Genomic DNA, 21621 nt, shown 5'->3' on the forward strand with positions numbered 1-21621 from the left:
CGCCAGCCGCAACGCGCAGCCGGCACGGGCGCGCGCCTTCATCGACCTGGCGGTCGAGCGGCTGGTGGGCAACACGCAGTTTTTCCTGGAGCCGCATGAGCTCGTGCCGGCCAGGCAAAAAGCAAAAGGCCGGCGCGCCAGGAAATCCTCAGCGCCCTGAAGCCAGCCGCATCAGGACTTGGCGGCGGCGGTCGAGGCCGCCAGTTCCTTGGCCATCTCCAGGTGGTGTTCCACCGCCGGCAGCATCTTGTCGGCCAGGGCCTTGAGGTCGCTGTCCTTGCCGTCCTTCTGGATCTTCTGCAGCAGCTTCACGGTGCTTTCATGGTCGCCCACGCCCGAGCGCTTGGCGTATTCCTTGTCAAACAGATTGCCCGACAAGGCCTTCAGCGCGGTGGCCTTGGTTTTGGCCATGGCGCCCGCGCCATCCGGCAGCGTGACGTTCTTGGCCCGGGCCAGGGCCTGCACACCGGCCAGGGCCGAGCCGTGCTCGTCGATCATCTGCTGCGCGAATTTTTTCACTTCGGCATTCTGCGATTTCTCCAGCGCCATCTTGCCGGCGTCGACCTCGGCCATATTGCCCTGGGCCAGGTCCTGCAGCATCTTGCGGTCGCTGCGGTCCAGCCTGGAATCGGCGTCGGACTGGGTGGTGGCGGGTGCGGGCGTGCCGCTGCTTTGCGCCTGGACGGCGGGCGCGGCAGACAGCGCCAGGGCCGCGGCGCTTGCCAGCGCCAGGCCGCAGCTGCGAAGTGTGGGTGATGTTTTGAACGGCATGGAAGACTCCTTGCAGGGGTTTGAAAGCGCGGCATGCGCGCGCATCGCGCGCGGGATGCCGCCGAATCCCCAGGATCGCCCCTGCGGCATACGCCCTGCGCCGGGCATTTCCGGCGCCGCGTGTAGGAATCCACTCACCGGGCGGGGCATCACGACTCGATGATTGCCTTCAGGCCCCGGGTGTCGGCGGCCTGGCTGAAAGTGTCATAAGCCTTCCGGATCTGTCTGGCCGCGTCGCCGTTCTCGTTCTGGTTGTCTCCGTGTCGCCGGCGCCAAAGCGCCTGGCCACGGCCTTCCTACAGATATCTCAGCCCCAGGCTGACGCGCGCGGCGGCATGCGCGGACTAGATTGGCTCCACAGCCGCTGTGTTTTTTTCAACGCCTCAATGCCAGGCCCATGGCTGAACCGCGCGGCCCAAACAACACAAAAACACGAAGAACAAAAATGCCGTCTTACAACCCCTCTCCCGTCAATCCCGCGCTCAAGCCTGTCGACCCGCTCAAGCGCCGCACAGCCTGGGCCGCGGGCCTGCTCCTGCTGGTACTCGGTGTGCCCCTGCTGCTTGCCGGGTGCTGGCTCGTGGTGCTGGGCGGCACCTCTTATTACCTGCTCGCGGGCCTGGGCTTTGTGCTGGCGGGCGTGTTGCTGGCGCGCCGCAGCCCGGCCGGCCTGTGGGTTTTTGCCCTGGTGGTCGGCGGCACACTGGCCTGGGCGCTGTGGGAGGCGGGGCTGGACTGGTGGCCGCTGGCGGCGCGCGGCGGCATGGTGTTTGTCATCGGGCTCTTCCTGCTGACGCCCCGGGTCGCCCGCACCTGGCCCATCCACTCCATCGGCCACGAGGGCTTTCTGGGCGCGCGCGGTGGCCGCTGGGCCCTCGGTTCGGTGCTGGGCGCCTTCCTGGTCGCGGCGGTCGTTACCTGGTTCCACGACGACAACCGCCTGGTGGGCATGCTGCCCCTGCCGCCCATGGGCGCCGGCACCGCCGCGCAACCGGCCGACACCGTGCCGGCCGATGAATGGCATGCCTACGGCCGCAGCGGCTTGGGCCAGCGCTATTCGCCGCTGGCGCAGATCACGCCCGACAACGTCAAGAGCCTGCAAGTGGCCTGGGAGTACCGCACCGGCGATGTTCGCGGCCGCCCGGGCGACCCGAAGGAAACCACGTTTGAAGTCACGCCGCTCAAGGTCGGCAACCGGCTTTTCTTTTGCACACCGCACCAGTCAGTGATCGCGTTGGACGCCACCACCGGCGCAGAGATCTGGCGCTTCAATCCCGAGATCCGGGGCCAGCTCGCGCTGCAGCACCTGACCTGCCGCGGCCTGTCCTACCAGCCGCCGGCCACCGCGCCCAAGCCCCCGGCGGCCGACGGCTGCACGGCCAAACTTTTCATGCCCACGGCCGACGGCCGCGTGATCGCGCTCAGCCCCGAGAGCGGCAAACCCTGCACGTCCTTCGGCGGCGGCAAGGGGCAAATCGACCTCTGGGCCAACATGCCCAACCTCAAGCCCGGCGCTTACTACTCGACCTCGCCCGTGGTGGTGAGCTCGCGCCTCCTCATCGTCGGCGGCACCGTGCTCGACAACGTCTCCACCCAGGAGCAGTCCGGCGTCATACGCGCCTTCGACATCAACACTGGCGCGCTGGTCTGGGCCTGGGATTCGGGACGGCCGGACAGCAGCGCGCCGCTGGCGCCCGGCCAGGCCTACACCGCCAACTCGCCCAACAGCTGGTCGATTTCCAGCGTCGACGAGGCCCTGGGCATGGTCTACGTGCCGCTGGGCAACCAGCCGCCCGACCAGTGGGGCGGCAATCGCAGCCCGGCGGTGGAAACCTATTCCTCTTCCGTCGTCGCGCTGGACCTGGCCACCGGCAAGGTGCGCTGGAATTTCCAGACGGTGCACCACGACCTCTGGGACTACGACGTGCCGGCACAGCCGAGCCTGCTGGACCTCAACATAGGCGGCAATAAGGTGCCGGCACTCGTGCAGCCCACCAAGCAGGGCGAGATTTTTGTGCTGGACCGCCGCACCGGCGTGCCGCTGCTGCCCATCACCGAAGTCCCCGCGCCGCAGGGCGCCGCGCAGGGCGACCGCAGCGCGTCCACGCAGCCGAAGTCGGCGCTGTCCTTCAACCCGCCGCCGCTGACCGGCCGCGACATGTGGGGCGCCACGATGTTCGACCAGCTGTATTGCCGCATCGCCTTCCAGCGACTGCGCTACGAGGGCCGTTTCACGCCGCCGTCCACCCAGGGCACGCTGGTCTACCCCGGCAATTTCGGCGTCTTCAATTGGGGCGGCGTGGCCGTCGACCCGGTGCGGCAGATGGTGTTCAGCACGCCGACCTACCTGGCCTTTGTTTCCAAACTCGTGCCGCGTACCGACGACACGACGCTGATGGTCCAGGGCAAGCAGCGGCCCGAAGGCAGCCTGCCCTCGCTCAATGAAAACTTCGGCGCGCCCTTTGCCGTCAAGCTCAGCGCCTTTTTGTCGCCGCTGGGCATTCCCTGCCAGGCGCCGCCCTGGGGTTATGTGGCCGGCGCCGACCTCATCACCGGCACCATCGCCTGGCAGCACAAAAACGGCACCGTGCGCGACCTCTCGCCCGTGCCGCTGCCCTTGCGCATGGGCGTGCCCAGCCTGGGCGGCCCGCTCGCCACGGCCGGCGGCGTCGCGTTTCTTTCCGGCACGCTGGACGACTATGTGCGCGCCTACGACGTCAACAACGGCGACGAACTCTGGAAGTCCCGCCTGCCCGCAGGCGGCCAGGCCACGCCCATGAGCTACACCGGCGCCGACGGCCGGCAGTATGTGCTGGTGGTGGCCGGCGGCCATGGCTCGCTGGGCACGCGCGCGGGCGACTATGTGCGGGCTTACGCGCTGCCGCGCGGCGGTTGAGGCAGGCTCAGCCGGCACGCCCCATCACGTCCGCCACCCAGTCCACGAACACGCGCACGCGCGGTGACAGCTGGCGATGGTGCGGGTACAGCACTGACACCGGCATGGGCGCCGGCCTGAATTGCGCCAGCACTTCCACCAGCGTGCCCGCTTCGAGTTGCGCGGCCAGGTGGTAGCGCGGCACCTGGATAAAACCCAGGTGCGCGGCGCAGCAGGCCTTGTAGGCGTCGGCGTCCGTCACCGCCACCGAGCCCTTGAGCTGCACCTGGCGCGCGGCGCCGTCCACGATGAAATCAAAAGGCAGCGCCTTGCCGGTGCGGCTGGATAAAAAATTCACCGCGCGGTGGCCGCGCAGCGCCTCCAGTGTCTCGGGCGTGCCGTGTTGGGCGAGATACTCGCGGCTCGCGCAGGTCACCTGCTCGAGCAGCGCCACGCGCCGCCCCACCATGCTGGACTCGGCCAGCTCGCCCACGCGCAGCACGCAGTCCACACCCTCGCGCACCAGGTCCACCAGCCGGTCGCCCATGCCGATCTCGAGTTCGATGTCGGGGTAGCGCTCAAAAAACTGCCCAATCACCGGCAGCAAAAAATGCTTGGCCAGCGTGCCGTGCAAGTCCACGCGCAGCTTGCCGCGCGGCTTGCTGCCCACGTTCACAAACGCCGATTCGGCCTCTTCGAGGTCCGTCAACAGCCGCAGGCAGCGCTCGTAGTACGCCGAGCCGTCCTGCGTGGGGCTCACATGGCGCGTCGTGCGGTGCAGGAGCCGCGCGCCCAGGCGTTTTTCCAGCTGCTGCAGCGCGTGCGTCACGGTTGCGCGCGGCAGATGCAGGTCGTCGGCCGCCTTCGTAAAACTGCCCAGTTCCACGATTCGCGTGAACAGCTGCATCGAATGAAACCTATCCATCTGGTGGTCGCCTGATTGTTGGTGTTGATTGAATAGTGATTACAAGTTTACGGTATTTATCACGTATGGACTGAATAGAACAATAGCTTCACTGGCTCACCAAAAGCGCACAACACATCGAGCGCCACGGGCAGTCAGAGCCAAGCCACTTTTCACCATCAGGAGTTTCAAATGACCGCTTCCGCATCCACCCAAGTTGCCATCGTCACCGGCGCCTCGCGCGGCATAGGCGCGGCCGTCGCCCAGCGCCTTGCGCAAGAGGGCTACGCCGTCGTCGTCAACTACGCCGGCCAGGCCGAAGAAGCCCAGGCCGTGGTGCAGTCCATTACCGCCGCCGGCGGCAAGGCCACTGCCGTGCAGGCCGACGTCGCCAGTTCCGCCGCCGTCAAAGCCCTGTTCGACGAAAGCATCAAGGCCTTCGGCCGCGTCGACGTGCTGATCAATAACGCCGGCATCATGCCGCCCACGCTGCCGCCGCTGGCCGATACAGACGATGAGACGTTCGATCGCCTCTTCGCCGTCAACGTCAAGGGCAGCTTCAACACGCTGCGCGAAGCCGCCGCGCGCCTGCAGTCCGGCGGGCGCATTGTCAACTTCTCGACCAGCGTGATCGGCCTGGCCCTGCCCGGCTATGCGGTCTATGGCGCGACCAAGAGCGCGGTCGAAACCTTCACCAACATCATGGCCAAAGAGCTGCGCGGCAAAAACATCCGCATCAACGCCATCGCCCCCGGCCCCACGGCCACCGCGCTCTTCCTCAACGGCAAGACGCCCGAGACGGTGGAGCGCATGTCCAGGATGGCGCCGCTCGAACGCCTGGGTACGCCGGAGGACATCGCGAGTGCGGTTGCTTTCCTCGTGAGCGAGAACTCTGCGTGGGTGAACGGCCAAACATTGCGTGCCAACGGCGGCGTGGTTTAAAGCCACGCGATCTCACCAGCGAATCAACAACCCTTTTCAAACCCTTTCCAGAAAGACACACATCATGAAATCCGTCATCCTCGTCACCGGTGCAGGCACCGGCATCGGCCATCTCACCGCCCGTTCACTCGCACAAGCCGGCCACACCGTGTATGCCAGCATGCGCGACATCCAGGGCCGCAACGCGCCCAAGGTGCGTGAGCTGCGCGACTGGAGTTTTGCCAATGGCTTTGACTTGCGCGCCGTTGAACTCGACGTGCTGTCGCAGCCGTCTGCCGACGCCGCCGTAGCACACATCGTGGCCGAGCAAGGCCGCCTCGACGTCGTCGTGCACAACGCCGGCCACCTGGTGGTCGGCCCCGCCGAGGCCTACACCCCCGAAGAAATCATCAAGGTGCTGGACACCAACTTCCTGGGCAGCCAGCGCGTGAACCGTGCCGTGCTGCCGGTGATGCGCCAGGCCGAAGCCGGCCTGGTGCTGTGGGTCAGCAGCAGCACGGTGCGCGGCGGTTTCCCGCCTTTCCTCGGTCCCTATGCGGCGGCGAAAGCCGCCATGGATTCGATGGCCGTCACCATGTCCTATGAGCTCGCCCGCTTCGGCATAGAGACCTCCATCGTCGTCCCCGGCGCCTTCACCAAGGGCACGGCCCACTTCCCCAGCGCCGGCAAACCGGCCGATGCGGCAAGGACCACCGCCTATGCGCGTTATGACGGCGTGATGGACAAGGTCGGCGAACGCCTCTCGGCCCTGAGTCCCGCCCACGCCGACCCGCAAGCCGTGGCCGACGACATCACCCGCATCGTCGGCCTGCCCGCCGGCACGCGGCCCTTCCGTTCGGTGATTGATTTCATCGACGACGGCGCCGCCGAAGTTACCGTGGTGGCTGAGCGTGTGCGTGAAGAGTTCGCCCAGCGCATAGGCATTGCCGACATGCTCAGGCCGGTAGTGCGCCGCGCGGCTTGAAGGAGAACGCACCATGAATCCCGCACTTGTCCTGGCCCTGGGCCGCGCGCTGATGGCCCTGGCTTTTATCGGCCCCGGTGCTTCGCACTTTCTTGCTTCGGCAAAACAGCGTAACTACACGGGCGCCGCGGTGGGCGCTGTCGAAGTCGCCACCGGCCTGGCACTTGCTTTCGGCTGGCAAGTGCGCTGGCTCGCCTTGGCCGCTGCCGCCTTCCTGCTGGTTGATGCCTTCGTCGCCCACAACTTCTGGGTGGCCACGCCGCAGGAACTGCGCAACCAGGTCCTGCACTTCTTCAAGAACCTGGCGCTGGCGGGCGGCTTTGTGTTGCTGGCCGCATCGGCTGCCGCCAGATAGCGCGCAAGGGAGCCATTACGGATACAGCGTCGCCCCCGCCGCGAACTCCGCCTTGAACACCTCCGCCACCCAGTCGGCAAAGGCCCTGACCTTGGCCGTCAGGTGGCGGTTGCGCGGGTACATCACCACCATGGGCAGGTCTTCGGGCTGCCAGTCGGGCAGCACGCGCACCAGCGCACCGCTCTCCAGCAGCGCGCAGGTGCGCCGTGTGAGTGGCGGTTGCGATAAGCCCAGGCCGGCCAGCACCGCGCCCATGTGGCTGTCGGCGTCGTTGCAGGTCACCCAGTGCGGGCGGTTGATTTGCCGCAGCTCGCCGTTTTTTGAAAACTCGAAGGGAAAAATCTTGCCCGTCTTGGCCGAGTGGAAGTTCACGAAGCGGTGCTGCTCCAGGTCTTCCAGGGTTTTTGGCGTGCCGTACTGCGCCAGGTAAGCGGGCGCGGCGCAGGTCACCACCTTGAGCCGGCCCAGCGGCCGAGCCACCAGGGTCTCGTCGTGCAGCAGGCCGCCGCGTATCACGCAGTCCACGCCCTCGGCCACCAGGTCCACCGGCCTGTCGCTGCTGCCCAGCTCCAGCACCATGTCGGGGTAGCGCCTGAAAAATTCCGGCAGCGCCGGCGAGATCACGTGGCGCCCCACGGCGGCCGGTACGTCCACGCGCAGCCGCCCCGCCGGCGTGGCCACGGAGCGGCGCAGCGTGCCCTCGAGCTCGCCCATGTCCTGCAGCATGGCCTGCGCGCGCTGGTGGTACAGCGCGCCGTCGTCCGTCAGGCTCAGCCGGCGCGTCGTGCGGTTCAGCAAGCGCACGCCCAGGTGCGCCTCGAGCTCCTGCACCGTCGTGGTCACGCGGGCCTTGGGCATGTGCAGCGCCGTGGCCGCCGCGGTAAAGCTGCCCAGCTCGACCACGCGGTTAAACACTTCCATCGCTTTGTAGCGGTCAACACTCATGAATCCGGCCTTATTGTTCTTTAATTTGATAACAGTTATTTAAGTGATTGGCAGTTTATTCCTGTAATTGAAATCAATACAGTCCTTCTACCAAGTCATCCATGCACTGACTCCAAATTCACTGAAAGGCTCCCCATGAACACCACCACCCTTGCCCAAACCCGTCTGGGCACCAAAGGCCCGCAATCCGTTTCCGCCATAGGCCTGGGCGCCATGGGCATGTCCGCCATGTATGGCGCGGCCGACGAAGCGCAAAGCATCGCGACCATCCACGCCGCGCTCGACGCCGGCATCAACCTCATCGACACCGGCGACTTCTACGGGATGGGCCACAACGAGATGTTGATAGGTCGCGCGCTTAAAGGCCGGCGCGACCAGGCGCTGGTCTCCGTCAAGTTCGGCGCGCTGCGCGACCCCAGCGCCGGCTGGATCGGCATGGACGGCCGGCCCGCCGCCGTCAAGAACTTCCTGGCCTACAGCCTGCAGCGCCTGGGCACCGACCACATCGACATCTACCGCATCGCGCGCTTGGACCCGAACGTGCCCATCGAAGACACCATTGGCGCCATCGCCGACATGGTCAAAGCCGGTTTTGTGCGCCACATCGGCCTGAGCGAGGTCGGCGCAGACACCATCCGAAAAGCCCACGCCGTGCACCCGATCACGGATCTGCAGATCGAATACTCGCTGCTCAGCCGCGGCCCCGAGGCCGGGATCTTTCCCGTGCTCAAGCGCCTGGGCATAGGCGTCACGGCCTATGGCGTGCTCTCGCGCGGTCTGCTGTCGGGCTCCAAACCCACGGGCCCCGGCGACTTCCGCGCCCACCTGCCGCGCTTTACCGGCGAGAACGCCGCCAAAAACCAGCGGCTGGTCGATGTGCTGCAGCAGCTCGCCGCCGGCCTGGGCGCCACCGCCTCGCAGGTCGCGATTGCCTGGGTGCTCGCGCGCGGCAAGGCCCTGGGCGTGGACATGGTGGCGCTGGTCGGCTCGCGCACCTTGAAGCAGCTGGGTGAATCGCTCGGCGCCCTCAAGCTCACGCTGGGCAGCGAAGACCTCCAGCGCATCGAAGCCGCGCTGCCGGCCGATGCCGTGGCTGGTACGCGGTATGCGGCTGAGCAGATGGCGCACCTGGACAGCGAGAAGTAAGAGCGACTCCAGGCACGGTCAGGTCGGCGCTTTTCCCTGATTCCAGCCTTCCACATTGACGGCGTAGCGTGTTGCCTTGCCAACGCCGGTCACCATGAGCAAGCCATGCTGCAGCAACTCCGTGAGGTCGCGGTTTGCCGTCGCTTTGGAGGTGCCCGTGATCTTGCTGTATTTGTCGGTCGTCATGCCACCCAGGAAGCCGCCGTCGCCGGCTTCCAGCAGGCGAGTCAACACCTTGCTCTGCCGCTCATTCAGGGACAAGCCGGAGGCGCGCAGGCGGAACGCCGTCTTTTGTAGCGCCTGTATCACCACGGCTTGCGACCTGAGGCAGCAGGCCGTGAAGGCACGCACAAACCATTGAACCCAAGGTGTGGCGTCCAGGCCGCCCCGCTGTGCCTGGTTCAACGCGTCGTAGTACGCCTCCCTTGACTCGAACATCTGCCGCGAGAGCCCGAACAGGCGTGCGGATGAGCCGATGTCCTGGGCGATCGCCATGTCGACGATGGCCCGTCCGACCCGGCCGTTGCCGTCTTCAAACGGGTGTATCGACTCGAACCACAGGTGCGCGATGGCGGCGCGGGCGATGCCGTTGATGGACGGGACTACGGACTGGGTCGCCGTGCGCTGCGCAGGCCGTGTGTCTTCAAACCAAGCCAGAAACAGCTGCATTTGCGCCGCGACGTCGCCCGATGCCGGCGCGATGTAGTGCACCTTCTCCCGTCCCAGCGGGCCGCTGACGATTTGCATTTCGTCCGCATGGTCGCGGTAGCGCCCCACAGCGACTCTGCGCAGGCCCGATGTGCCGCCGGGGAACAGGGCCGACTGCCAGCGGCACAAGCGGTCTTCATCCAGCGCGGATTGATAGCCATCCGTCGCGTCCTGCATCAGCTCGATTAAGCCTTCCACGTGACGGTCCTGCGTAGGGAGATCCGCCAGTCCCAGCCGCCGGCACACGGAGGACCGCACCGCGTCCAGGTTGAGTTTTTCACCCTCAATAGCCGCCGTGGCCATGGCTTCCTGCACCCACAATTCGCCGGTGATCGCCTGCGCGTCCGCCAACCCGATGGCCTGTATTTGTCCCAGCAACCGGCCTTGCTCCAGGCGCGCAATGTTCAGGTCATGCTCAAGAGCGCTGGCGTCAAACACCAGCGCCGGCCAGCCTGACTGTTGCCACACATAGGCCGGCTTGGGAAACGAGGTTTTAGCAAATACGCATCAAAAAATGAGGCGTATTTATCAAAATACGCCTCAGTCTCGGCCGTTTTCCCCGCAAACCTGTCTTTTCCGCCAGTTTGCTGCTGGTGGTGATGACCTTGGTGCTGGCCGTGCTCTCGGTGCGTACCCTGCATTGGGTGTTCAGCGGCAAGTTGTTCGCGGTGTGAGTCGGCGGCGTACCTGGCTTAGATCACATTCTTCTCAACCAGGGCCTCACCGCTTACCAGCCGCCCGGCCGCCAGCGGCGCCAAATCCAGGCTGGTGTAAGTCCCCTCGCAGATCCACTCCGCAAGCCCGCGCCCCACGGCCGGCGACTGTTGCAGGCCGTGGCCGCTGAAGCCGTTGGCCAGCAGCAGGTTGGGCAAGGCCGGGTGCGGCCCCAGCAGCGCGTTATGGTCCAGCGTGTTGTATTCGTAATAGCCGGCCCAGGCGCGCTGCAGGCGCAGAGCCTCAAAACCCGGCACGCGGTGCGCCAGCGTCAGCCAGGCCTGGTCGAAGAGTTCGTAGTCCACGTCCAGCGGCGCGTTGTTGTCGTCATGGCCCTCGGCGGGCGGCAGGCCGCAAATCCAGATATCGCCCTCGGGCCGGAACCACAGGCCGCTGGTGTCGATCACCAGCGGGCAGTCCGGCGTCTTCGCGGGGCTGGCAAACGCATAGACACAGCGCCTGCGCCCGTACACCGGCAGGTCCAGCCCCGTGCCTGCCATCAGCGGCCGCGCCCAGGCGCCCGCCGCGTTCACCGCCCAGTCGCAGGGCAACTGCGCGCCGCCCTGCAGCGCCACCGCCGTCACGCGGCCCGCGCTGTGCACAAAGCCCGTGGCTTCGGCTTTCACATATTGCACGCCCAGGCTGCGCGCCTTTTGTTTAAAGGCCATCAGCAGGCCGTAGCCGTCAAACCAGCCCTCGCCCGCCAGGCCCAAAGAGCCCAGCGCGAGGTCGTCCACATTCAGCCATGGAAAGCGCTGCCGCAACTGCGCGGGTTCCAGCAGCGCGACCTCCACGCCCATGGCGCGCTGCGTCGCATGGTTCGCGCGCAAGGTGGCCGCGCCGGCATCCGTGGCCAGATAAAGATAGCCGCGCTCGGCCAGGCCGATGTCGGGCACGCTGCCGTCAACGGCCAGGTGCTGCTCGATGTTGCGAAGGAACTCAATGCCGAACTGCGAGACCGCGATGTTCACCGACTGCGAGAACTGCTGGCGTATCGAGCTGGCCGACAGGGCCGACGAAGCCTGCGCATAGCTGGGGTCGCGCTCTATGACCGTGACCTCGCCGGCAAAGCGCGGATGGCTTGCAAGAAAGTAGGCGATCGCACTGCCGATCACGCCGCCGCCCGCGATGACGATTTTTTGGGGAGTTGTTGTGTTGCGCATGCCGTCTGTTCTTGTCCTGCATTTTCGATGCGCCACATCCTACATGGCGCGCGGGCAACACGCGCATTTGTCGCCGCACAGCGACAAAGGATGTAAAGCGCCCGCCGCAAATGCAAGCTTGTGTGTCCCGGGTCAACAAGGCCGCGTGCAGTCCGTTGAACACGAGGCTACGTGCTATCAACGTTTCAACCTTCCATATCCAAAGGACTCTCTCATGAACAAACTGCTCGCTACCCTGATCGCCACCCTGTTCGTCGGTATCGCTTCCGCACAAACCACCGCGCCTGCAGCGCCGGCCACTCCGGCCGCTACCAAAGCTGAAGTCAAGGCGGAAGCCAAGGCCGACAAAGCCGTCGCCGGCGCCGTGAAGAGCGAAGCCAAGGTCGATGCCAAGGCAGACGCCAAGGTCGCCAAGGCCGAAGCCGCAGCCGCTGACAAAACCGCCAAGGCCGATGCCAAGGCTGCCAAGGTGAAAGCCAAGGCCGAAGCCAAAGCTGCCAAGGCCGACGCTGACGACCAGGCCAAGGCCAACGCCAAGGCTGAAAAGACCGGCATCAAGGCAGACGCCAAGGCCGCTTCCACCAAGATCGATGCCAATGCCAAGGTCGACACCCTGAAAGTGGAAACCGGCGCCGACAAGGCCAAGGCCAAGCTCGACACCAGCGCCACCAAGGCGGAAGCCAAGACCGACGTGAAAGCCGCCGCTACCAAGTAATTTCGGTTGCGCACAATGATTCGCCGATCAAGTGATTAACTGATCAACTGATCGGCGAACAAAAAAAGGGGGCAGGTTTTAACACCTGCCCCCTTTTGCTTTTTGTCCCCGTAGCGGCTCAGCCTTTTTCCAGCGCCTGCTTCGCATGGCCCGCGCCCGGCCCCGTGGGCGCGAGCTCCAGGTAGGCGCGAAAGGCCTTCTTCGCCTTCTCGCCGTCGCCGGCCTTCGCATGGGCATCGCCCAGGTTCAGGTAGGCAATCGCGCGTGAAGGGTCCATCTTCACTGTGTTCTCAAACCAGCGCGCCGCTTCCTTGAACTTGTCCTGCTTGAAGTAGACAAAACCCAGGTTGTTCGCGGCCAGCGCGAAATCCGGCCGCAGCTTCAGCGCCTCGGTGAACTGCGCCTCGGCTTCGGCGTATTTTTTTTCCTTGTAGAGCTGCAGGCCACGGTCATTGGCGCGCTGCGCCAGCTGGCGCGCCGAGCTCGGCACGGCCAGCGGCGTGACGATCTTCTGCTCGCCGCCCTGCAAATCCTTGACCACCACCGTGGCCGATACCGGCAACGCCACGGGCACGTCACCACCGGTAGCGGTAGCGGGGGGGGCAGCAGCAGGTGCAGGCCGTGTCGCATCCAGCTTGCTGTTCAGCGCGATCGCGTCCACCGACAGCTGGCCGGTCTGTGCGCTCAAAAACTCCGCCTCCGCCGGCAGCGCGAACACAAAGTCGCCGCCTTCGGATCCCGGCAGGCTGCCGAAGGCCGGCGTCTGGCGCGAGACGGCCGACACCGCCGGCGCCACGTACGCGGCCAGCTCGGTCGCGGTGATCAGGCCGTCGCCGTTGAGGTCGGCCTTGCCGGCCATGGCCTGCAGCAGTGTCCAGGTGAACACCGAATGCCCGTTGGGCCCGCCGTCGGCCACCAGCTGGTCGGCGCCGCCGGCCGTCAGCATCTGCCGGCCCAGGCGCCTGGCGTTGTCGCGCAGGAAGTTGGCCGGGCCCGCGCCGCGCGTCAGCCCCAGGCCGCTGTAGCAGGCGTCCATCACAAACAGCACATGTTTGGCCGTCACGCTTTCGGCAATGTTCTGCAGCTCCGTCATCGGCACCGCGTCGGTCGCGAGCTTGTTCGGGTCCGAATCGGCCGGAATGATGTAGCCCAGGTCGCGGCCCGACGTCAGCTGGCGCGTCGCGCCGTGGCCCGCGAAGAACACAAACAGCCTGTCGTTCTTTTTCATGCCGCTGCGCGCCAGCTTGTCATTGAAGGCCGCGAGTATGCCGGCCCGCGTCGCTTCGCGGTTCTCCAGCGACAGCACATGCTCGGGGCTGAAGCCGAAGCGCTGCACCAGCGTCTCGCGGATCGCGCGCGCGTCGCGCACCGCGTACTGCAGCTTGGGCCAGTGGGCGTAGTCGTCGATGCCGATCACCACGGCCCATGAGTCGCTGTAACCCGGGTTGGCCGCCGCCGGGGCCGGCGCCGCCGCCGCGCCCTTGCTGATGCTGAAGCCGCTGCCGTCCCAGTTCGCGAACTGGTAGCCCTCGGCCACCAGCCGGTCCAGGATGGCCGGCAAGGCCTTCACCGTGCGCTCATGGATGTCGTGGAACAGGATGATCCCGCGGCCTTCCTTCTCCACCGTGCGCAGCACGCGCTCCACAATCGAGCTGGGCACCGGGTCGGCCCAGTCCAGCGAATCGATGTTCCACATCACCGAGCGCAGCTGCGCGCCCGACAGCAGGTCCAGGCCCTCGTCGTTGCGCGCGCCGTACGGAAAACGAAACAGCGGCGAACGCCGCGCATCCACCGCCTTGAGCAGCTCGTCGGTGCCCATCACTTCCGACTTGAGCCCGTCGCCCTTGAGCCTGGAAAGCTGCGCATGCGTCATGCTGTGGTTGGCCAGCGTGTGGCCCGCCTCCAGCAGCTTGCGGCTCACCTCGGCGCGCGGGCCCAGCTTGGTCTTGCCATCGGCCGCCACCGTGCCCAGGTTGCTGCCCACCTGGAAGAAGATGGCCGGTGCACTGTATTGCTTGAGGATGGCCGCGATCTCCGCCGTGTACACACCGTGCGGGCCGTCGTCAAAAGTCAGCACCACCGTCTTGGGCGGCAGGCTGTAGCCGAACACTTCGCCCTCCTCCTCGCCCTTGGCCTTGCGTGTGGGCGCCTTGGGCGCCGGGTAGGGCATCACCACGCCGAAGTCTTTCAGGATCTGCGCGCGCGTGTACAGCTTCTTGAGGCTGGCCACATAGTCTTCCCAGCGCTCGCGCTTCAGCTCAATCGCGCGCGGCTCGAAGCGGCCGAAGACCAGGCGTATTTCTTTCTCGTAAGTGCGCTCTATTTCCTGCAGCGCGTCCAGGTCCTCGCCTATGCGCTTGTGCAGCTTGATGGCCGGCAGCGAGGAATCCGCAGCCACCGCGGCCTGCAGGCTGCGCAGCAGCTCGCGAAAGGCCAGCCGGTCCGCGTCGAACAGGGACTTGTCGCTCTCGATATAGTCCAGCAGCCCGGCCATCGCGTCAAAGCGCTGCGCGTTACCTGAGGCCGCCAGCGCCGCCATCTGCGCCTCCAGCCCGGCCATACGCTCGCGGTTTTCATGGAACAGGCCCTGGCCCACCTGGTTGGCCATGGCGCGCTCATTCACGCCCAGGCTTTTTTCATCGGCAAACAGCACAATGATTTTCCGGTAGCCGGCCAGCACCTCCTGCATGCCCGAGAGGATTTTGCGGGTGTCCGGCGGCGCGGTGGTCGCCACCGCCACGGCGGCGGCCGTCGCCTTGTCCTGCTTGCCGCGCCAGGCCCGGCTGTCCACGCTGATCAGCACGGCGGTCGCTACTGTCAGCAGCAGCACGGCCCCGGCGGCCCCCAGTGCCAGTTTGGTGTTTCTTTTCATCATGGTTTTTGTGTTGTGGCCGTCCCGGCCGTCCGGGGCCTGCTTCATTTGCCCTCCGGCGCGCCGCAGGCCTGGCCTGTGGCGGTGCGCCCCCTCTGCGGTGGATCATAGCTTTGCGCCGCGGGCTGCCGGCCCCTCCCCAGCGGGGCAAGGCGCAAGGCTACAAGGCCTTCGCCAGCGACTCCAGCAATGCCCTGAGCCAGGCCTGGGCCGGGTTGGTTTCGCTGCGCCTGTGCCAGATCAGGTCGAACTGCACCTGCGGCAGCGCGACGGGCGGTGGAAACAGCACCAGCATGCGCCGGGCCGGCGAATGCAGGGCCACCCGCTTCATGACCGTGGCGGTCATCCGGGTCTGCGCGACCACCGCCGGCACCGCGAACATCTGCGGCAGGCTCAGTGCCAGCTTGCGGCGCTTGCCGAGTTGCGCGAGCGCTTCGTCCACCAGGCCATGGCGATCGCCTTCGGGCGAGGCCAGCACATGCGGCAGCGACAGAAAGGTTTTCAGGCTCATGCCGCGCCGCGCGTCGGGATGGTCGCGACGCACGATGGTCACGAAATCGTCGCGCAGGATGGGGCGGGTCAATATCCGGCTTTCCGCCTGCGTGGGCGGCACGCCGACCGCCGCATCGATCAAGCCGGCGTCGAGCAGGTCGACGGCGCTGTCCCGGCTGCTGAAGCTGCGCACGCTCAGCGAAATGCCGGGCGCCTTCTTCTCCAGCGCATTCAACAGCGCGGGCAGCAGCACGAAGGCGGGATAGTCCGACAGGCCGAGGGTGAAATCCATCGCCACCCGGGCCGGATCGAACTCGGGCTTTTTCACCAGGGCCGCCTCCAGCCGCCGCAGCGCATCGGCCACGGGCCCGGCGAGGTCCCTGGCGCGCGGCGTGGGCAGCAGGCCTTCGGCGCTGCGCAGAAACAAGGGGTCTTCAAACAGCGTGCGCAGGCGCGACAGCGCGGCGCTCATTGCCGGCTGGCTCACGCCCATGCGCACCGCGGCACGGGTCACGTTGCGCTCCTCCACCAACGCGTCAAAGGCCGCGAGCAGGTTCAGGTCTATCCCATGAAAATCCATAGATCAAATACTCATTTATACAGATCATTTGTTGGACAGATAGTAGCGCGATGCCCAGAATTCCGCCATTGCTTCATCACCCCACAAGGATCACCTTCATGAGCCATTCAAACCCCGGTAGCCGCGGCACGCAGGAGCAGGCGCGGCGCCAGGCCATAGACCTGCTGTACCGCGCGTTCAGCGACAAGAACCCCGACCTTCTGGATGCCGCCGTCACCGCCGACTGGGACGACATCCCGCTGGCGCCCGGCCAGGGCCCCGGGCCCGAAGGCCTCAAGCCCATCATCCGTGGCTTCATCGAAGCGTTGCCCGACGTGCGCATCACGGCCCACGACGTGCTGATGGACCAGGGCCGCGCCGCCGTGCGCGCCGAGATCACCGGCACCCACCGCGGGCCGCTCTTCGGCATTGCGGCCACCGGCAGGAAGGTCAGCTTTCGCATCCATGAGTTCCACGAATTCGAGGGCGAGCGCATCAAGCGGACCTGGCACCTGGAAGACTGGTTCGGCCTCTTCCTGCAGCTAGGCGCCTTTCCCGCGCTCGACAACACCGCCACCGACAACACCAACACGAACACCAACAGCTAAGCCGTCAAGTACCCGCCATGAAAACACTCCGTATCCACGAATTCGGCAACCCCAGCCTGGCCGTGCTCGAAGACCTGCCGCCGGCCGAACCCGGCCCCGGCCAGGTATCCCTGCGCATCGAAGCCGCCGGCGTGAACCCGCTGGACCTCAAGATGCTGGCCGGCCACATGCAACAGGTCTTCCCGGTGAGCCTGCCCTATGCGCTGGGCACCGACCTGGCAGGCGTGGTCCTGCATGTGGGCCCCGGCGTGGCCCGCTTCAAAGCCGGCGACCGCGTCGTCGGCCGCCTCGAGCCCACCGCCGGCGGTGCGTTCGCGCAGGCGGCCGTCGTCCCCGAGCAGGCCTTGAGCCTCATGCCGACCGACATGAGCTTCGAGCAGGCCGCCGCCTTGCCCACGGCCGCAGGCACGGCCTGGCTGGCCCTGTCTGGCGCGGGCAAGCTGCGGGCCGGGCAGCGCGTGCTCATCCATGCGGCCGCGGGCGGCGTCGGCAGCTTCGCCGTGCAGTTCGCCCGGCAGGCCGGGGCGCACGTCATCGCGACGGCCTCGGCGCGCAACCTGGGCCTGGCGAAGGAGCTCGGTGCCCATGAGGCCATCGACTACCAGCGCCAGGACTTCGCGGCCTTGCTGAGCGACGTGGACCTGGTCCTCGACACGGTGGGCGGCGACACGCTGGAACGTTCGTGGCGGGTGCTCTCGCCCCGGGGCGCCGTCGTGAGCACCGTCGACTTTGCCGTCGCGCCTCGCGGTCTTCAGCACGGCTCGTTTGTGTTCTTCAAGAACGACGCCGCGGCCCTGGACAAAATCCTGGACGCCTTCAAGGCCAAGCAATTGCAGATCGTGCTGGACACCATCCATCCGCTGGAAGACGCGCGCGCCGCGCTGGAGCAGGTGGCCGGCGGCCACGCCCGCGGCAAGGTCATCGTGCGGGCATCGCACTGAGGCCAATCCTCTTCTTACAGCTTACCGCTTACCGGAGCCAACCCATGAAAAAAACACTCACCGCCCTCGCCATGGCAAGCGGCCTCGCCGGCACGGCCCTGGCCGCCGACCCCGACGTGGTCCGGGCACTCTACAGCGACGTGCTGAGCGGCACCACCAGTCCCGACCTTCCCGCGCGCATGGCGAAAGTGCTCTCGCCGAACTGGCAAAGCATAGGCGACTACGCCAGCCCGGTGAAGACGCGCGACCAGTTCCTGGCGCAACTGCAGCGGGTGAGCGGCGCCGCCCCCAACCTGAGCTGGAAGGTCGAGGAAATGCTGCAGGTCGGCAATCGCTTTGTGGTCCGCGGCCGCGCCACCGCCACGCCCGTCGCACCCTTCATGGGCGCGCCCGCAACGGGCCGCGGCTTCGAGATCATGGCCATCGACATCCACACCGTCGAGGGCGGCCAGATCGTGCTGAGCTATCACGTTGAAGACTGGCATGGGGCTATTGAGCAGCTCCAGCGCCGCTGAACCCAACCCGCAGGAGCCCCCATGAACCATTACCGTCTTTCCACGGCCCTGGCGCTCTTCACCCTTCTGTCGGTGATGGCCTGCATGCGGGCTTTCGCCGCCGGCCCGGATGTCTCGCAGGAAAAGCTCGTCGACCCGACCCATCTCATCGAGGTCAGCCCGGGCGTGCAGGTGATCGAGGACAGGGACCAGATCGTCCTGGTTCCCAACATCACCCTCATCAGCGGCAGCGATGCCGTGCTGGTGGTCGACACAGGCCTGGGCCCCGACAGCGCCCGGCGCGTCCTGCAGGTGGCCAGGCGCCTGGCCGGCACCCGCCGCCTGTACCTGACCACCACGCACTTCCATCCCGAACACGGCTTCGGGGCGCAGGTGTTCAAGGGCGAAGCGACCATCATCTACAACCGCGCGCAGCGTGACGAGCTGCTCAAGAAAGGGCCCGCCTACCTGCGGCTGTTCAGCGAACGCCTGGGCGTAGGCGCGGCGCTGAAAGAAGTCCGCTTCGTGGCGCCCGACATCGTCTACGAGCGCGAAGCCGAGATCGACCTCGGCGGGCGCACCGTCCGCCTCAACCACTACGGCCGCGCGCACACGCTGGGCGACCAGGTGATCTCCGTCCCCGAACAGGGCGTGTTCATTTTTGGCGACCTGCTGGAGACAAAGTCCTTCCCCATCATGCCCTGGTTCCCCGAAATCCAGGACACGGATGTCGACCCGCTGAATTGGCGCGAAATCTTCCGCACCGTGGAGCGCGGCCATCCCCAAGTCGTCGTGCCGGGCCATGGCCGCGTGGGCACGGCGGCCGACCTGGCCGCGGCGGCCAGGCACCTGGACACCGTCCACGCCGAAGTCGCGCGGCGCTGCGCCGCGGGCCAGGACCTGCCCACCCTGCAGAAGGAGCTCACCCCCATGCTGCGCGCCCAGCACCCGGACTGGGACTTGCCGCAATGGATCCCGGTCTCGATCCAGGTTTACCATGCGCGCCTTTGTGCGCCGGACAAGGCGCCCTGAGAAATCGGTGCTGGGTTTCCTGCTCCTTCTTTCGTGGGGGAGGGAGTGAGGCCAAACCTGCGCCGTGTTTTCCACCGCGCATGGCGCACCGGCACAGCCGGTGGCATCATCCACCCATGCCCGCCCCGCCCCCGCACCAATGCCGCGTCCTGGCCACGCCGTGGGACGGCGTGTACGGCACCCACATCGACAGCGCGCGCCACTACCGCCGCCATTCGCACGCCGTGTTTGGTGTGGGGTGGTTGCAGCAGGGCGCGCAGACATCGGCCAGTGGCCGCGGGCAAGTGGAGGCCTATGCCGGTGACATCCTGATGTGCAACCCCGGCGAGGTGCACGACGGCCAGCCGCTGGGCGGGCCTTCGCGGCGCTGGCGCATGCTCTACCTTGAGCCTGCCGCCATGGCCGCCGCGATGGGTGCGCCTGATGCGGCCGCGTTGGAGCTGACCCGCCCCGTCGCCCAGGATGCGCGGCTCAGGCTGGCGCTGGAGCAGCTGCTGTTGCGCCTCCAGCAATGGAGCGGCGGCGGGCGTGCCGCAGGTGCCGATGCACTCGCCTGCGAAGAGTCGCTGGCGCGCGTCTGCGAACTGCTCACGCGGCGACACACTCTGGCCGCGGAGCGTCCCGCCGAATCCGCCACGGCCATCAACCCGCACATCCACCAGGTGCGTGAGTGCATCGCCGCCGACCTGCTTGCCCCGCCCACGCTCGCCGGGATGGCGCGCATGGCCGGCCTCAGCCGCTTCCAGCTCTTGCGCCATTTTGAAAAAGCCTTTGGCCTCACGCCCCATGCCTGGCTGCTGCAACAAAGGGCCGAACGCGCACGCAGCCTGATACGCGGCGGCGCCGGCCTGGCCCAGGCGGCTGCCGCCTGCGGCTTTGCCGACCAGAGCCATATGACGCGCCTCTTCACGCGCCAGTTCGGCTTCACGCCCGGCGCCTGGCAGCGGGCCACGGCGCGCACGGCCGGCCTGCAATAACGTTCAAGACGCCTGCCCGGCCCAGGGGCAGACTGCGCGGTGTTTCACCTCCTCGCCGACTCATGGAGCGCCCACGCATGTTGTTTCGCCATTCAGACGCCCTTTGGGCCGACTACCCCGCCCTGGTGCCCGGCGTGCTGCATGCCGGCGGCATCAGCGCCGATGTGGATGTGGGCGCGCAGCTCGCCCGCTTCAATGCCATCGCCCAGGCCCGGCTGGCCGTCGGCCCTGAAGGCGAGTTTCCCGAGGTGCAGGCCTGGCGGCGCGTGTTCTCCCGCATGGGCCTCAAGCCCACGCAATACCGCTGCGCGTCCGAGTCGCTGCTGCGCCGCTTTCGCAAAGACAATGCCCTGCCCCCGCTGCACCCGTTGGTGGATTTGTGCAATGCCGTCTCGCTGGCCTTCGCCATCCCGATCGCCGTGTTTGATGTTGACAAGGTGCAGCAGCAGCTCGAAGTGCGCTACGCCACCGGTGCGGAAAACTACCTGACATTCGGTGGAGAAATTGAGTACCCGGAACCGGGCGAGGTGGTATTTGCCGATGGCGCCGAACCAGTCAACGCCCATGCGCGCCGCTGGACGAACCGGCAAAGCGGCCTGTCCGCCGTCAGCGCGGGCACACGCGATGTGCTCATCGTGGCCGAAGCCCTGCATGCCTCGGCGGCCGAAGACGTGGGGCGCTTGCTCAACACCCTTGCGCGGGAACTGGCGGCCGCCTGGCCCACCGAACCCAGGGCGCAATTGCTGAGCCGGGCCTCCCCGCGCTTTGAGTTTTAAGAAAAACCGGGACTCAGCTCATGGGCTTGTTCACAAACGCGATCACCAGGCCCCTGGCCGTTACCGTGATGCTGCCCGGCTGCACGCCCATGCTGTCGGGCAGCGCCAGGTCTTGCGGCTTGAGGGTGTGCAGCACCGCGCCCTGCAGCGCCTGCTCGGCCAGCTGCGGCCCGTAGCTGGCCAGCAGCAGCGAGACTTCCGGCGGCACGCCCTCGAATTGCAGCGTGTTCACGCGCAGTTCGTGCGCGCGTATCGTCATGTCGCTGGCCTGATAGCGCAGCGCGAAGTCCAGGTCGAAGGTGCCGGGGTAGGCGCGCCGCAGCGACTGGCCGCCGGCTTCGACGGCCATCACCGCGCCCAGCCGGTTCTGCTCGGGCATCATGCGCAGCTGCGGCGCCTGCACCGTGATGTCCAGGATGCCGTTGGCGCGCTTGCGCAGCGGAAAGCGCCTGGCAACCGCGTCCTGCAACTGCGCCGTCGTCACCGTGTAGCTGGGCTGGGCCTGCGCGCCGGACAGCGCGAACCAGGCTGCGCCGCCTATCGCCAGGCGTGTGGAGGCGGCCAGCAGGCGGCGCCGTTGCGGGGAATGTGGTGGAGACTGTGCTTTCATCATCGCTTCGATGATGCGGTCCGCCCATGGGTTCCCGCGTCAGCCAATGCCTGGCCCT

20 protein-coding genes are annotated in these 21621 nt (G+C 66.8%); 12 read left to right on the forward strand and 8 right to left on the reverse strand.

What is annotated here, in order from left to right; all coding sequences use genetic code 11:
- Positions 1 to 171: 171 nt before the first annotated feature.
- Positions 172 to 771, reverse strand: a complete 600-nt coding sequence (locus PMI15_RS22470) for a DUF4142 domain-containing protein (protein ID WP_007874583.1) — start codon at positions 769 to 771, stop codon at positions 172 to 174.
- 445 nt (positions 772 to 1216) lie between these two features.
- On the opposite strand from PMI15_RS22470, the gene PMI15_RS22475 reads away from it, so the two are divergent.
- Entirely contained in the window at positions 1217 to 3667 is a 2451-nt protein-coding gene (locus tag PMI15_RS22475; protein WP_007874585.1) for a glucose/quinate/shikimate family membrane-bound PQQ-dependent dehydrogenase, read from the forward strand.
- A 7-nt stretch (positions 3668 to 3674) separates the two neighbouring features.
- Here the strand turns inward: PMI15_RS22475 and PMI15_RS22480 are convergent, their stop codons facing one another.
- Positions 3675 to 4571, reverse strand: a complete 897-nt coding sequence (locus tag PMI15_RS22480) for a LysR family transcriptional regulator (protein WP_007874587.1) — start codon at positions 4569 to 4571, stop codon at positions 3675 to 3677.
- Positions 4572 to 4742: 171 nt separating this feature from the next.
- Between PMI15_RS22480 and PMI15_RS22485 the strand changes: the two genes are divergently transcribed.
- The 3 genes from PMI15_RS22485 (at position 4743) to PMI15_RS22495 (ending at position 6811) form a co-directional block, all read left to right on the forward strand.
- The gene (locus tag PMI15_RS22485) at positions 4743 to 5492 is read left to right on the forward strand and encodes a glucose 1-dehydrogenase (protein WP_007874589.1); all 750 of its coding nucleotides are present in this window, start codon (positions 4743 to 4745) and stop codon (positions 5490 to 5492) included.
- 64 nt (positions 5493 to 5556) lie between these two features.
- On the forward strand, positions 5557 to 6456 hold the full coding sequence (locus tag PMI15_RS22490) for an SDR family oxidoreductase (protein ID WP_007874591.1): 900 nt from the start codon (positions 5557 to 5559) through the stop codon (positions 6454 to 6456).
- 13 nt (positions 6457 to 6469) lie between these two features.
- On the forward strand, positions 6470 to 6811 hold the full coding sequence (locus tag PMI15_RS22495; RefSeq protein ID WP_007874593.1) for a hypothetical protein: 342 nt from the start codon (positions 6470 to 6472) through the stop codon (positions 6809 to 6811).
- Between the two features lie 15 nt (positions 6812 to 6826).
- Here PMI15_RS22495 and PMI15_RS22500 read toward each other — a convergent pair whose 3' ends face one another.
- Positions 6827 to 7756 carry a LysR family transcriptional regulator gene (locus tag PMI15_RS22500; protein ID WP_007874595.1) on the reverse strand — a complete coding sequence of 310 codons (930 nt, stop codon included), beginning with the start codon at positions 7754 to 7756 and terminating at the stop codon, positions 6827 to 6829.
- Between the two features lie 135 nt (positions 7757 to 7891).
- Here PMI15_RS22500 and PMI15_RS22505 point away from each other — a divergent pair, with 135 nt between their 5' ends.
- A complete protein-coding gene (locus PMI15_RS22505) occupies positions 7892 to 8902 on the forward strand; it encodes an aldo/keto reductase (RefSeq protein ID WP_007874597.1) in 1011 nt (336 codons plus the stop codon).
- An 18-nt stretch (positions 8903 to 8920) separates the two neighbouring features.
- On the opposite strand, the gene PMI15_RS22510 is transcribed toward PMI15_RS22505, so the two are convergent.
- Entirely contained in the window at positions 8921 to 10078 is a 1158-nt protein-coding gene (locus tag PMI15_RS22510) for a Fic family protein (RefSeq protein ID WP_007874599.1), read from the reverse strand.
- A 224-nt stretch (positions 10079 to 10302) separates the two neighbouring features.
- Positions 10303 to 11487, reverse strand: coding sequence for an FAD-binding oxidoreductase (locus tag PMI15_RS22515; RefSeq protein ID WP_007874600.1), 1185 nt, complete (start codon positions 11485 to 11487; stop codon positions 10303 to 10305).
- A gap of 214 nt (positions 11488 to 11701) precedes the next feature.
- Between PMI15_RS22515 and PMI15_RS22520 the strand changes: the two genes are divergently transcribed.
- The gene (locus tag PMI15_RS22520) at positions 11702 to 12202 is read left to right on the forward strand and encodes a hypothetical protein (RefSeq protein ID WP_007874601.1); all 501 of its coding nucleotides are present in this window, start codon (positions 11702 to 11704) and stop codon (positions 12200 to 12202) included.
- Between the two features lie 118 nt (positions 12203 to 12320).
- On the opposite strand, the gene PMI15_RS22525 is transcribed toward PMI15_RS22520, so the two are convergent.
- Together PMI15_RS22525 and PMI15_RS22530 are read right to left on the reverse strand one after the other, a co-directional pair.
- Positions 12321 to 15077, reverse strand: a complete 2757-nt coding sequence (locus PMI15_RS22525) for a polysaccharide deacetylase family protein (protein WP_238541174.1) — start codon at positions 15075 to 15077, stop codon at positions 12321 to 12323.
- Positions 15078 to 15234: 157 nt separating this feature from the next.
- On the reverse strand, positions 15235 to 16146 hold the full coding sequence (locus PMI15_RS22530) for a LysR family transcriptional regulator (RefSeq protein WP_007874603.1): 912 nt from the start codon (positions 16144 to 16146) through the stop codon (positions 15235 to 15237).
- A 98-nt stretch (positions 16147 to 16244) separates the two neighbouring features.
- On the opposite strand from PMI15_RS22530, the gene PMI15_RS22535 reads away from it, so the two are divergent.
- The 6 genes from PMI15_RS22535 to PMI15_RS22560 all read left to right on the forward strand — a co-directional run bounded on the left by PMI15_RS22535 (position 16245) and on the right by PMI15_RS22560 (position 20953).
- Positions 16245 to 16733 carry an ester cyclase gene (locus PMI15_RS22535; RefSeq protein ID WP_007874604.1) on the forward strand — a complete coding sequence of 163 codons (489 nt, stop codon included), beginning with the start codon at positions 16245 to 16247 and terminating at the stop codon, positions 16731 to 16733.
- A gap of 17 nt (positions 16734 to 16750) precedes the next feature.
- Positions 16751 to 17674 (forward strand): NADP-dependent oxidoreductase, encoded by a 924-nt coding sequence (locus PMI15_RS22540; protein WP_007874605.1) that lies wholly within the window; start codon positions 16751 to 16753, stop codon positions 17672 to 17674.
- Positions 17675 to 17718: 44 nt separating this feature from the next.
- Positions 17719 to 18189 carry an ester cyclase gene (locus PMI15_RS22545; protein WP_007874607.1) on the forward strand — a complete coding sequence of 157 codons (471 nt, stop codon included), beginning with the start codon at positions 17719 to 17721 and terminating at the stop codon, positions 18187 to 18189.
- Between the two features lie 21 nt (positions 18190 to 18210).
- Positions 18211 to 19200 (forward strand): MBL fold metallo-hydrolase, encoded by a 990-nt coding sequence (locus PMI15_RS22550; RefSeq protein WP_007874608.1) that lies wholly within the window; start codon positions 18211 to 18213, stop codon positions 19198 to 19200.
- A 116-nt stretch (positions 19201 to 19316) separates the two neighbouring features.
- Complete coding sequence (locus PMI15_RS22555) at positions 19317 to 20177, forward strand: AraC family transcriptional regulator (protein WP_007874609.1); 861 nt, start codon at positions 19317 to 19319, stop codon at positions 20175 to 20177.
- A gap of 77 nt (positions 20178 to 20254) precedes the next feature.
- Positions 20255 to 20953 (forward strand): B3/4 domain-containing protein, encoded by a 699-nt coding sequence (locus PMI15_RS22560; RefSeq protein WP_007874610.1) that lies wholly within the window; start codon positions 20255 to 20257, stop codon positions 20951 to 20953.
- Positions 20954 to 20966: 13 nt separating this feature from the next.
- Here PMI15_RS22560 and PMI15_RS22565 read toward each other — a convergent pair whose 3' ends face one another.
- The gene (locus PMI15_RS22565) at positions 20967 to 21566 is read right to left on the reverse strand and encodes a hypothetical protein (protein ID WP_007874611.1); all 600 of its coding nucleotides are present in this window, start codon (positions 21564 to 21566) and stop codon (positions 20967 to 20969) included.
- Positions 21567 to 21621 lie beyond the last annotated feature (55 nt).

Source organism: Polaromonas sp. CF318, from assembly GCF_000282655.1.
Lineage (GTDB): Bacteria > Pseudomonadota > Gammaproteobacteria > Burkholderiales > Burkholderiaceae_C > Polaromonas.